The 13,342-nt window shown below is 43.8% G+C and carries 9 protein-coding genes; all 9 read left to right on the top strand.

Annotated elements, in window-relative coordinates; translation table 11 throughout:
• Positions 1–202 precede the first annotated feature (202 nt).
• The 9 genes from N824_RS01230 to N824_RS33945 all read left to right on the top strand — a co-directional run bounded on the left by N824_RS01230 (position 203) and on the right by N824_RS33945 (position 12,828).
• Positions 203–2,401, top strand: coding sequence for a glycoside hydrolase family 3 C-terminal domain-containing protein (locus N824_RS01230; RefSeq protein ID WP_048903295.1), 2,199 nt, complete (start codon positions 203–205; stop codon positions 2,399–2,401).
• A gap of 122 nt (positions 2,402–2,523) precedes the next feature.
• On the top strand, positions 2,524–3,273 hold the full coding sequence (locus N824_RS01225) for a hypothetical protein (RefSeq protein WP_052334034.1): 750 nt from the start codon (positions 2,524–2,526) through the stop codon (positions 3,271–3,273).
• Between the two features lie 4 nt (positions 3,274–3,277).
• The gene (locus N824_RS01220; RefSeq protein WP_200869784.1) at positions 3,278–5,218 is read left to right on the top strand and encodes a c-type cytochrome; all 1,941 of its coding nucleotides are present in this window, start codon (positions 3,278–3,280) and stop codon (positions 5,216–5,218) included.
• Between the two features lie 33 nt (positions 5,219–5,251).
• Positions 5,252–6,022, top strand: a complete 771-nt coding sequence (locus N824_RS01215; RefSeq protein WP_048903294.1) for a DUF1080 domain-containing protein — start codon at positions 5,252–5,254, stop codon at positions 6,020–6,022.
• Positions 6,023–6,140: 118 nt separating this feature from the next.
• On the top strand, positions 6,141–7,814 hold the full coding sequence (locus N824_RS28820; protein ID WP_084498144.1) for a cellulase family glycosylhydrolase: 1,674 nt from the start codon (positions 6,141–6,143) through the stop codon (positions 7,812–7,814).
• A gap of 228 nt (positions 7,815–8,042) precedes the next feature.
• Complete coding sequence (locus N824_RS01205) at positions 8,043–9,512, top strand: cellulase family glycosylhydrolase (RefSeq protein ID WP_084498150.1); 1,470 nt, start codon at positions 8,043–8,045, stop codon at positions 9,510–9,512.
• A gap of 166 nt (positions 9,513–9,678) precedes the next feature.
• Positions 9,679–11,211: a glycoside hydrolase family 43 protein gene (locus tag N824_RS01200; RefSeq protein WP_048903293.1), complete on the top strand. Its 1,533-nt coding sequence runs from the start codon at positions 9,679–9,681 to the stop codon at positions 11,209–11,211.
• Between the two features lie 22 nt (positions 11,212–11,233).
• Positions 11,234–12,382 carry a glycoside hydrolase 43 family protein gene (locus N824_RS01195; RefSeq protein ID WP_235206954.1) on the top strand — a complete coding sequence of 383 codons (1,149 nt, stop codon included), beginning with the start codon at positions 11,234–11,236 and terminating at the stop codon, positions 12,380–12,382.
• On the top strand, positions 12,295–12,828 hold the full coding sequence (locus N824_RS33945; RefSeq protein ID WP_235206958.1) for a hypothetical protein: 534 nt from the start codon (positions 12,295–12,297) through the stop codon (positions 12,826–12,828). The genes N824_RS01195 and N824_RS33945 overlap by 88 nt, the downstream gene beginning before the upstream one ends.
• Positions 12,829–13,342: the final 514 nt, after the last annotated feature.

Below are 13,342 nucleotides of genomic sequence, written 5' to 3'. Positions count from 1 at the left end.
GCCGGAGATCTTTCCGGGTCCACCGCTGGTTGGTTAACATTTCTGCTTACTTCTTTAACATTACTGCTCTGCGGCCAGTATAGCGGAGTGTAGTTTTGTGTGGTAAAATCCGGTAGCTCCTCAACTTTTAAATCTGTTGTAAAATTGTGACAGGCACCTGATCGGAGAGAAACGAAAACCAAAACCAAAGAATATAAACTAAATGAAATCGATATTTTTAGCTGTCGCAGCAATAGGTGCCTCGTTACTGGTAACGGCGCAGCAGAAACAGCCAATTTACCTTGACCTAAGCAAACCCATTGAAGAGCGGGTTGAAAATGCGCTTTCGCTGATGGCTGCTGAAGAAAAGGTGTCCCTTTGCTATGCCCAGTCTAAATTCAGTTCAAAAGGGGTGCCTCGTTTGGGAATCCCTGAAGTTTGGACCGACGATGGCCCGCACGGCATACGGGAAGAAGTTTTGTGGGATGAATGGGGTGGGGCAAATTGGACAAACGATTCTTGTACCGCTTTTCCGGCACTCACCTGCCTGTCGGCTACATTCAATCCTAAATTATCTTTGCTTTACGGCACATCCATCGGAGAAGAAGCGCGTTACCGCAATAAAACAGTGTTATTAGGGCCTGGCGTAAACATTTACCGTACACCATTAAACGGCCGGAATTTTGAATATCTGGGTGAAGATCCCTACCTCAGTTCCCGTATGGTGGTGCCTTATATACAAGGCGTTCAATCCATCGGCGTAGCGGCATGCGTCAAACATTTTGCACTGAACAATCAGGAAGCCTGGCGTGGTCATATCAATGTTGACCTAAGTGATCGCGCCCTTAACGAGATCTATCTGCCTGCTTTCAAGGCAGCAGTGCAGGAAGCGAAAGTATGGTCGATCATGGGCGCATACAATCAATTCAGAGGACGGCATTGTTGCCATAATGACTTGCTTTTGAACAAGATTCTAAAGGGTGACTGGAAATTTGACGGGGTGGTGATTAGTGACTGGGGCGGTGTTCATGATACTGACCAGGCGGTCAATAATGGGCTGGATCTGGAAATGGGTACCTATACCGATGGTTTGACAACCAAGGGCAAGTTCCCTTACTCAGATTACTATCTGGCTAATCCTTTCCTTAAAGGAATTAAAGAGGGAAAGTATGACATCACTTTACTCGATGACAAGTCCCGACGCATACTGCGTTTAATTTTCCGGACCACCATGAGCCCCAACAGGCCTTTTGGCCGTTTCGTGTCTCCCCAGCACAGCGAAGCAGCCCTTAGGATTGCTCAGGAGGGAATCGTGCTGTTGAAGAATGAGCAGCAATTCTTTCCCGTTCCTGCGGGTCAATACAAAAAGATTGCCGTGATCGGAGAAAATGCAACCCGTAGTCTGGTAATCGGTGGCGGGTCATCATCACTCAAGGTGGCCTATGAGCAATCACCATTGGAAGGATTAACCGCTAAATACGGAAAAGATCATATTGTTTACAGTCTTGGCTATGCCTCCGGGCCGGCAGTATACGGACGTGAAGAACCTTCGAAGCTAAACGCAGATTCGCTGATTGCTGCTGCCATGGACGTTGCAAAGCACGCCGATATTGTATTTTTTATCGGAGGGCTGAACAAAAATCACTTTCAGGATTGTGAAGGTGGGGATCGCCAGTCGCTGAGCCTTCCTTTTGGTCAGGATAAACTGATTGATGCGTTGTTGAAAGTGAACAAAAACACGGCTGTGGTACTGCTTAGTGGTAATGCCGTGTCGATGCCATGGGTCAATAAAGTCCCTGCCATTATCCAGGGCTGGTATCTCGGCGCTGAAGCCGGAAATGCATTGGCTGACGTGATCTCGGGTGAGGTAAACCCATCGGGTAAACTGCCCTTCTCTTTTCCAAAAAAACTGGAGGATAATGCTGCACATTTTTATGGAAAAATCTCTTATCCCGGGGACAGCGTTAATCAATATTACAAAGAAGACATCCTGGTAGGATATCGCTGGTTTGATACTAAAAAAATAGCCCCTCAATTTTCTTTTGGGTTTGGGCTTTCTTATACCAGCTTTGACTTGGGACCACTTTCTACGGATAGATTAACTTATAGCAAAGACGATGTTATCAGGGTAAAATTCACCCTGAAGAACACAGGCTCACGGTATGGTGCTGAAGTTGCTCAATTGTATGTAAATGATCCGATATGTACGGTGCCCCGCCCGGTTAAAGAGTTGAAAGCCTTTGAGAAAGTGTTTCTGCAGCCCGGAGAAACGAAAACTGTTGAGTTGGACGTAAAAGTTGCTGATTTTGCTTTCTATGATGAGGGGAAAAAGGATTGGAACATTGAGGCAGGAGACTTTATGCTCCAAATGGGAAATTCCTCAGGCAATATTTCTCAAAAAATAAAGATCGTTGTTAAATAATGCTCAGCGATCTACAGAAGGAAACGGTATCCTATTGATAGGTTGTGTGCTAATCAGTAGTCTAATTTTGAAAATAGTACTAAACCAATACGCTTAATTAACCAAATATTATACAGATAAGCATGAATTTATATTCTTATTTTTTTGTTGCCGGTGCATCGGCCTTTTGTTTTCTAATTAGCCGGCCGGCGGCTGCGCAGGAGACCAAAGTCGACCCAATAATCATTAAGGCAGACCGCAATACCCTGCTCCGTAGTTTCATCGATCTTGATGGTGGTAAACGAGTTTCGCATGCCATCAGCATAGGTAGTCCTATGCAAGTGCATTACACCTACGACGCCGACAATGGCGAATTAGTGCTATTGTGGAAAGGGGAATTTCTGGATGCAACACCAATGTGGCATGATAGAGGAGATGGTTCTTCGCGGCCACTCGGAAAAGCGATCCAGATCGGTGATGCCATACCACAGATTCAGCGGTTAGCAACACTACAAAGTGAATTAAAAAAAGACACAACTGGGTCGGGCTTCAAACCTAAGGGCTATACACTTGATGCATCAGGTCTGCCAGTGTTTAAGTACCGGATTTACGGATTAAGTGTTAAGGATATGACCAGGGTTATTGATGGTAGCCAGGGCATCCGGCGCGAAATCGAAGCAGAGGGAAGTGCCAAAGATTTATACTTGTGCCTTGCCAGAGCAAATGCTATCGAACAGAAAGATGGTAAATATGTCATTTCAGATAAAGCTTATTCCATTACCGTTGAGGATGAGAAGGCATTGAAACCTGTCGTCAGAACCATACAAGGAACTCAGGAACTTCTGGTTCCGTTCCAAGGTAAGATCATTTACTCCATTCTTTTTAACCAATAGCCAGATGAATATTTATTTCAATTATTATAAAAACGGTATTTCGTGCCTGTTGATGATGACATTTATACTGATGTCAATAATATGCTTAGCCCAGGCAGAATCTCCAAAGGAAGATGATTATTTTAAGATCATGAAAGTGCCCGCTCCGGAAGGAGTAATTCTCGAAGTAGGTGGACTCTGTACATTGCCTAACGGCGATTTGGGGGTCACTACCAGAAGGGGCGATGTTTTCATTGTGAAAAACCCTTCTTCACTGAAGCCAACATTCCAAAAGTTTGCTTCGGGTCTTCATGAGGTGCTAGGGCTTGCCTACAAAAACGGATCATTTTATTGTGTTCAACGCGGGGAACTTACTAAAATGACAGATACAGACAACGACGGAGTGGCGGATGATTTTGAAACTGTTTATGCATGGCCATTGTCAGGAAATTACCATGAGTATAGTTTTGGCCCTAAGCTAGCTGCCGATGGATCTTTTTTTGTAACCCTGAATCTTGGATTTCCGCCAACCTGGTGGAACCCGATAAGTATGGTTCCATGGAGGGGCTGGGCACTTCATATTTTTGAAGATGGAAGAGTCGAGCCTTGGGCTGCAGGTATGCGCTCGCCTTGCGGAATTAGTATGATTGATGATCAGCTTTTCTATACTGATAATCAGGGGGATTGGGTTGGCTCTGGAAGTATCATGCAAGTGAAAAAAGGCGCATTTATGGGGCATCCATCCAGCTTGGTGTGGGCTAATTTACCACATTCTCCAATAAAACTTACCACAGAACAGTTCTTTGCTAAGAATGAAACAAAAATGATTTACGATAGCAAGGGGAACAGTGTAAAGCCAGAGAACGATGTGAATGCAAAGGTGGTAACCGAGATGGATATGAAGAAGAACTTTCCTGAACTGCAAATACCCGCAGTGTGGCTACCTCACGGAATTCTGGGTATTTCAAATTCTGAGATTGTAAAAATTCCTCCAGGTTCCTTTGGTCCTTTTGCTGGACAGCTTCTGGTGGGCGATCAGGGACAGAGTATGGTTAGCCGTGTGTTTATGGAGAAGATAAACGGTGAGTATCAGGGGGCCGCGTGGCCTTTCAGAAGTGGGTTTCAGTCGGGTATCGTTCGTCTGGCCTGGGGAAAGGATGGGTCGTTGTTTGCCGGGGAGACCAACCGGGGATGGGGTTCGGCCGGTGAGGCCACAGAGGGGATCCAGCGACTGGTTTGGAACAACAAAACCCCTTTTGAAATGCTCAGCATCAAAGCCATGCCTGATGGGTTTGAAATAGAATTTACCAAACCTGTTGATAAAAAATATGCCTTGGATCTTGCTTCTTATTCAGTGGAAAGCTTCATTTATAAATACCACAGTGTGTATGGAAGTCCCCCGGTCAATACCCAGAAGTGTAGTGTTAAAGGCGTTCGCGTTTCAGCTGATGGCCTGACTGCCCGTATTATCGTAGCCAACCTCCGCAAAGGATATGTTCACAATATCACCTTAAATGGGATTCGCTCGCAGGAGAATTACTATAGCCTTGTACATCCAACAGCATATTATACTTTAAACAATATCCCGGAAGGAAAGGCACTTAGCCTTACCGAAGTAAGCACCAGAAATTCATCTTCTGTTAACAAACTGTCCCCGGGACAAAGTGGAGCTTCCTTGTCGGGTAAAAAAATGTTAACGACAAAAATTCCAACTTACGATCAGGTGAAAGGGCTTCTCGCTAAAAATACCTGCCTTGCCTGTCACAATGCAGAGAAGCGACAAGTTGGCCCGTCTTTTAAAGAGATTTCTACCAAAAAATATACGGTCGAGGAACTAATAAGCCTGATTTATACGCCTAAACCAGAGCATTGGCCGGATTATTCCACTCCGATGCCGCCTATGTCCAATGTTCCAAAAGATGAGGTTACCAAAATTGCGACCTGGATCAAATCATTAAATAAATAACACATCAATAGCTAAAGAAAATCAATCGATAATATGAAACGATCAATATTAATTGTTGGGATGCTCGTAACAAATTCCCTGATTGTTCAGGCACAGCAACCGGCAAAGCCAGAAGATACGGAAATATGGACCCCGGTACCTGCAAAGGTAAGTCCGGCTAAGCTGTATGGGGGAGCCCCTTCAGATGCCATAGTTCTTTTTGACGGGAAAGATCTGGGTCAGTGGGTGAATTCCGGAGATACTGCTTCAACAAAAAAATGGAAGTTAGCTGATGGGATCATGACGGTAGATAAGTCCGTGGGTGATATCCAGACAAAAGAGAAATTTATGGACTTTCAGCTTCACATTGAATACAGGATTCCGGAAAATATAACAGGAATTGGTCAGGGTCGGGGCAATAGCGGTATTTTTCTGGCTGCGCTTCCCTGGGGTGCAGGTGGGTATGAGTTGCAGGTGCTGGATAATTATACCAATAAGACCTATGTAAACGGGCAGGCGGGTAGTCTCTACAAACAGTCGCCACCAATGGTAAATGCCTGTTTAAAACCAGGAGAGTGGCAGACATATGACGTGGCCTGGACGGCTCCCCGTTTTAACGAGGATGGTTCTGTAAAATCACCGGCTGTAGCGACAGTTTTTCACAATGGCATTCTCGTTCAGAATGCGACCATGCTCAAAGGGGATACCCCTTATATTGGCCAGCCAGCCTACAGAAAGCATGGCGCCTCACCAATTAAATTACAGAGCCATGGCGATAAAAGTGAGCCGATCAGCTATCGCAATATCTGGTTAAGGAAATTATAGCAAATCAAAAGCGAACACCGTCGCCGGCAGATCCAAACCGCATTCAAAATCAGAACACCAGGCAAAAAAATGCCCCTCTGCCGACTGATTTTTTACAAGAAACCAATTATAACCCTATATGAGAACACTAAATTATCTTTTTGGTATCGTAATCATCCTTATGTTTACCAGGTGCCACAAGCAAGAACTCGGAAGTCCGGCCGAGAAACAGTCTCTTGCAAAAGCAATGAATGCTTTAACCATCACCAGCTACCCCAGCTACAACACTTCGCCGCTTCCGCCGGATCAATCCGGAGTGGCCAGCACAGCAGCGCAGCTCGCTGCCAAAATGCGATTGGGATTGAATATCGGAAACACACTCGAAGCAATAGGTGGCGAAACCGCCTGGGGTAATCCTTTGGTTACCCAGGCATATGTCGATCTGGCTAAAAAAAGCGGTTTCAACGCCATTCGGATTCCCTGCTCCTGGGATCAATATATGGCCAACAGCAATACAGCAGAGCTTCAGCAAGTATGGCTCAACAGAGTTAAGCAGGTTGTTCAATACTGCGTTAACAAAGATATGTATGTGATATTAAATATACATTGGGATGGTGGATGGCTGGAGAACAACTGTACGCCCGCCCAGCAAGCTGCAGTCAATGCCAAGCAAAAAGCTTTTTGGGAGCAAATTGCGACACATATGCGTGGTTTTGATGAACATTTAATTTTTGCCAGTGCAAATGAACCTGCCGTAGAGGATGCCACCCAGATGAACGTCCTGCTTTCTTACCATCAAACGTTTATCAACGCAGTTAGATCGACTGGAGGACGCAACAGTTACAGAGTGCTGGTTGTCCAGGGACCCTCAACAGATATTGAAAAAACAAATAATCTGATGAACACGCTTCCTACAGACCAGGTAGCCAATCGCCTGATGGTTGAAGTTCATTACTATACCCCTTTCCAATTTTGTCTGATGTCCTCGGACCAATCATGGGGTAATATGTTTTATTACTGGGGGTCCGGATATCATTCCACCACCGATCCTTCGAGAAATTCCACCTGGGGAGAGGAAGCCGACCTAAGCGCGTATTTCCAATCGATGAAAACAAAGTTTGTTGATCAAGGCATTCCTGTGGTTTTGGGAGAATTCGGAGCATATACCCGGTCGTCGCTGACAGGCGATGCGCTAACGCTCAATCAGGCTTCCAGAGCATATTTTTTAAATCAGGTTACACGCCAGGCGTTGTCACGCGGCATTCTTCCTTTTTATTGGGACACAGGGGCAATCTTGAACAGGCAAACAAACACGGTGGGCGATCAACAAGGTTTAGCTGCTCTTGTGCAAGGGGAGCAAAACGGTGCATCGCCCGGAATTCAGGTAGGAAGTGTCTATCAGATTATGAATAGAAATAGTTTTAAAGCACTGGAGTTCGCCGGATGGGGGACGGCCAACCATACCCTGGCCGATCAATGGGAATATTTAGCAGGAGCAAATCAGCAGTTTAAAGTTGAAGATGCAGGCAGCGGCTATTACAGGTTAACGCCAATGCATGTCTCAGGCAAGTGTTTAGAGATCGATAGCTGGTCAGTAGCCAATGGCGGTCAGGCGGATTTGTGGGATTATTCAGGCGGAAATAATCAAAAATGGTCAATACAGGCAACTGACAACGGATACTATAAATTGATCAATGTAAATAGTGGAAAGGCGCTGGAAATTTCAGGCTATTTGCTGAATAACGGCGGCAGTGCTAATCAATGGGACTACTATGGAGGACGTAACCAGCAGTGGGCGTTGCTGAAAATGTAGGCTGCAGAGACTGAAAAAATAAGCAATTTCTGGCTGTACCCTTGTTCAGTATGCACTTAGGACACAAATAAGAAAAATGACCTGACTGAAGTTAAAGAAAACCGGTTTTTGACAATACGTACGCTGAAATAACTTTTTCAAAAGATCGGTTGTAAAAAAAGCCATCGACAATTTGAGGGTGGTGAAAAGATAAAATATAAACCAACAAAAATGAACAATATTATAAATATGAGAAATAGAAGTCATAGGATGTTTTTAGGTTTTCTGACGGTTCTCGCCTTATTCTGCTCACACTGTAAGAAGCCGGAGGTTCCGGCAGAACTCGTAGTTTCTGCCCTGGATGTTACAGCGCAGGCGGAAGATGATAGTACAGAAGTGACCATTCGCAGCAACGAGGTATGGACAGCAACTATCAATGACATGACACCCTGGATTGAGATCGGTCGCACAAGGGGCGAAGCGGGTTCTACACAGTTGCGCTTGAAATTTTCCAGTAATGGTACCGGTGCACCGCGTTATGGCATTGTGACGATTACATCCCGTAATGGCCAGGCCAGGAGAATTAAGATTACGCAAATAGGTAATTTATATCCAACGTATAATACCTCACCCCAAGCACCCGATGCAACCGGTATGAGCAGTACAGCGGTACAACTGGCAGCAAAAATGCATATGGGAATAAATTTTGGCAATACCATGGAATCCCCAGTCGAAGGGGAGTGGCAGAATAGTAAACTGACCCAGTCGTATGTGAAATTTGTAAAACAATTGGGATTCAATACTGTACGGATTCCGTGTAACTGGAATTGGACTCATTTAAGCGATCCGGATAAAGCTAAAATTGACCCGGCATGGCTTAACCGGGTGAAAGAAGTGGTGGGATGGTGTGTGGATAATGATATGTATGTGATGCTGAATACCCACGGAGATAATGGCTGGCTTGAAAATAATGTCAATGCGGAAAAGCAAGAGTCTATTAATGCGAAGCTAAAGGCGCTTTGGGAGCAGATTGCTACAACCATGCGTGATTTTGATGAGCATCTTATTTTTGCCGGCACGAATGAACCTGCGGTTGAAAATGCTGAGCAGATGTCCATTCTCAATAGTTATCACCAAACATTCATCAAGGCGGTTCGCGCTACGGGAGGCAGGAACAGTTACCGGGTGCTGGTTGTGCAGGGTCCCAGCACTGACCCTAGTAAAACTTTTACTTTGATGAATACGCTGCCAATAGACGAAATTCCTAACAAATTGATGGTCGAGGTGCATGACTACACGCCTGCTACATTTACCATACTCACTGGTGGAGATGCAACTTGGGGCAAAATGTTTTACTACTGGGGGAAAGGGAATCATTCTACTATTGAGCCAGAACGCAACGCTACCTATGGAGAAGAGGATGTGATCGATTCTGAATTCCAAAAGATGAAAGAAAAGTTTGTTGATAAAGGTATCCCTGTGTTGCTTGGTGAATATGCAGCCTGGAGGAGGAATGCCATCAATAACAGCGATTTTCTTCCTAAGGATCTGGCTATGCACAACAAGTCTGTAAATGACTGGACATATTATGTGACCAAACAGGCTAAAGCGAATGGTATTCTGCCCTTCTATTGGGAGATAGGTTTTATGTTAGACAGAGCGAATAATGTGGTGAAGGACCAGCCTATGTTAGATGCCCTTATGACGGGATCTAAGTAACAGCATAGTGTGAATTATAGCGTAAGGTTATTTCCCTTTCCTGAGATTAGTTAAGCGTTCGCCAGTCTCAGGGAAGGGTTAGCCTCTTAAAGTAGCTTAAAGCATAATTAATCAATTGAAATTAGCCTTTAACGAGTATCCGTTTTTTAGGTAAAATAAAAAAAACATGTTTAGAAAAAAAGTGTTGTTAAGTGCGGTTTTCGCTATCTCTTTTTTGGGATGTAAAAAAGATGTAGAAGCTCAGACCAATGCAGATAAACTGAAAGAGGTTAAAGAAAATCTGGAAGAAAAATTCGCAAATGTTTCCCCGAAACTTATCTCAAATAATGCGAATCCTTTATTAGATTTTATATTCACGGCCGACCCAACAGCTGTAGAATACAATGGAAGGATTTATGTTTACGCCACGAATGATCATCAGCAGTATGAGCATGTGGGAAAGAATGGGAAAAACTCATACGAACATATCCGCTCACTGGTCATGATGTCTTCCGATGATATGGTCAACTGGACTTATCATGGCCTCATAAATACGGCAAAGCTGGCACCATGGAGTACGAATTCCTGGGCGCCTTCCATTACATCCAGACTGGAAGCAGATGGTAAGACGCATTTCTATTTGTATTACTCCAATGGCGGTGGTGGATCAGCCGTGCTTACTTCCATCTCTCCCGTTGGCCCGTGGAGCGACCCATTAGGAAAGAACATAGTCGACCATTCTGTCCCTGGTGTGGATGTCGATGCTCCATTCGATCCCGGAGTTCTTATTGACGATAAAGGTACAGGCTGGTTGACTTTTGGAGGCGGAACACCTAAAACGAAATATATGCCAGATAATGCCAGAATCGTTAAGTTAGGAGCAGATATGATTAGTTTGGCTAGCGATGTTGCTAAGATACCCGCTCCTTATTATTTTGAGGCAAGCGACCTTAACTTTATCAATGGAACCTGGGTTTATACCTATAATACGAGTTGGGAAGAACGTACAGAATGGTCTTATAACAACATTGACAAACCCACCAAATGCGGCATTTCTTATATGACGAGTAAAACACCCTTAAATCCGGGTAGTTGGAAATATCGTGATAATTACTTTAAGAATACTGGCGAAGATAATGTGGGCCCCTGGACAAACAATCATACTCACCTGTTCAAGTTTAAAGAGAAATATTACATTACCTACCATGCCATGTATTTGCAGGATTATTTTGGCACTAAGGGTGGTTTTCGTAATGTAGGTATCGAAGAAATGCAGGTGGATGAAGAGAATGTAAATATCAGCATGGGCAAAGCAACTTTTAAAGGTCCATCACAGCTTAACCCATTAAATCCATTTGTTCTTCAGCAAGCAGAAACCACTGGAGGCACCTCGGGACAGGTCCAGTTCGAAGCTGTTGGTAGTCCGGGTAATATGGTTGTCAAAGGCCAAGCAGATAAACAATGTCTTATGGTCCGGGGAGCTAATTTTAGCAAACAGATTCCTTCCAAATTTGAAGCCAGGTTGAAAGGAAAAGGTAAAATTGATGTTTATGTAAATAATCTTAAAGGTAAGCCTCTTGTTTCCCTTATATGTGATGTAAAGGAATGGACCACGCTCTCAAAGAAAATAGAACTGAAAATAGATAAAGGAGTAGAGAACATTTATTTTGTATTTAATGGAGAGGATTTTTTGTTTGATGAATGGAAATTCATTTATTAAAATAATTTAAAATAAGGTAAGAATGAAAATCTTAAATGTCAACATGAAAAATACGATTTACAGGTTATGCGCCACAGCATTAATTATCTCCCTGATAGCACCGTGTATATACGCACAAAAAGCCATTAATCCCATTATTTATGCAGATGTACCGGATATTTCAGTAGTCCGTGTAGGCAATAGTTATTACATGAGTAGCACAACGATGCACATGAGTCCCGGTGTACCAATTATGAAGTCTCACGACCTGGTGAACTGGAAGCTGGTGAATTATGCATATGATACTTTAGCAAATGTTGACGCATTAAATCTTACAAATGGCAAAAACGCATATGGGGCTGGTTCGTGGGCAAGTTCTATTTGTTTCCATAATGGCACCTATTATGTAAGCACATTTGCGCAAACCACGGGCAAAACTTATATCTATTCTACCAGGAATATCGAAAAAGGGCCGTGGAAAGCAAGATCATTTGCCCCCGACCTGGGTGATCACTCCTTGTTTTTTGATGATGACGGGAAGGTTTATATGGTTTGCGGGAGCGGAAATTTAAGGTTAGTTGAGTTGAAAAAGGACCTTTCGGGCATAAAGCCTGGAGGAACGGACCAGGTTATCATTGAAAAGGCCAGCGCGCCTTCGGGCGGCGCTGGCCTCGGTCCGGAGGGCTCTCAGCTGTTTAAGATAAACGGCAAATATTATCTTTTCAATATTACATGGCCACCAGGCAGCATACGCACTGTTATCATACACCGGGCAGATAAAATTACCGGTCCGTATGAAGGACGAATTGGCCTCCAGGATTTAGGTGTGGCACAAGGAGGGCTGGTAGAAGCGCCAAACGGGGCCTGGTATTCTTATCTGTTCCGTGATTATGGCGCGGTGGGTCGTATACCCTATTTGGTCCCTGTAAAATGGGAGGATGGATGGCCCGTTTTAGGCACCAGAGGCAAAGTGCCCGATACACTCGATCTGCCGGCTGCTAAAGGTTTGATCCCAGGCATTGTAGCTTCAGACGAGTTTACCCGTAAAAAGGGCACCCTACTTTGCCGCTGGCGTGGCAATGGAACCATAACCCGGATAATAGCCTGTGGTCTGTTAAAGAGCGGAAAGGGTATCTACGACTCACCACTGGTAGAATTGACATCGATTTTGAGATGGCACAAAACTCATTGACACAACGCACTATCGGACCTGTATGTTCTGGGACAATTTCGCTTGACATTTCTAAAATGAAAGATGGTGATTTTGCAGGCTTGGGCCTTCTGCAACAAAAATATGGATTGGCTGGTGTCAAAATAACAGGGGATAGCAAAGCACTAGTAATGATCAATGCAAGCACCGGAAAACCTGTAGAAGGACAAAGAATCCCCTTAAACCAAAAGGTAGTATACTTTAAGGCGGAATGTAATTTTAGGAACAGAAAAGATGTAGCAGATTTCTATTATAGCCTGGACGGGAAAACGTGGATGCCATTGGGCACACAATTAAAAATGGCCTATACTTTCCCACATTTCATGGGCTATCGTTTTGCTTTGTTTAATTACGCTACAAAAAATATAGGCGGCGCGGCTGACTTTGATTTTTTTCGCATAACAAGTTCCATTTCAACGAAAAAATAAGACTCACATTTAAGGAATCTCTAAAACATCATATACTGCTTTTCATTGAAAGGGATAGGGATTTGGCAGGAATCAAAACTCTATAAATGTATTTTATACCTGTGATTTCCGTGTTTTATTAAAAAAGATCAAAACGTAAGTGTAGTTGGCTATATTAATGTTAGACTGGAGGTTATTCTGTATTTTGCCACGAATTCTGATTCTAACTCCAAGCTATTGGTTGAAAATTTCAAAAGATCGACTAAAAATTAAGGTTTTGCGTTACTTAAAGCGACACTCTTGTAATCGCTAAGAATTGCTCCTGTACGGCTACCTCTTTTACCATTGCAAGTAACTTTTTGTCCAAATTCATAACGCTTGTTCGGCAGTCTTTACCTACGCGAACCATCAACATTAATACCCGAATCGGAAATATGATATCTCCCCTTTTTCATTTTTGTTTATGAAAAAAGAATGTCTCCAATGCGTTCAATTGCCAACTGACCGGCTGGATCCAAAATAAAGTGCCTATTGA

Origin of the sequence: Pedobacter sp. V48 (assembly GCF_000523515.1) — a bacterium.
In the GTDB taxonomy this organism is placed as follows: domain Bacteria; phylum Bacteroidota; class Bacteroidia; order Sphingobacteriales; family Sphingobacteriaceae; genus Pedobacter.
Note: the sequence above shows the minus strand (reverse complement) of the source record. Positions and strands in the feature narration are given on the sequence as shown.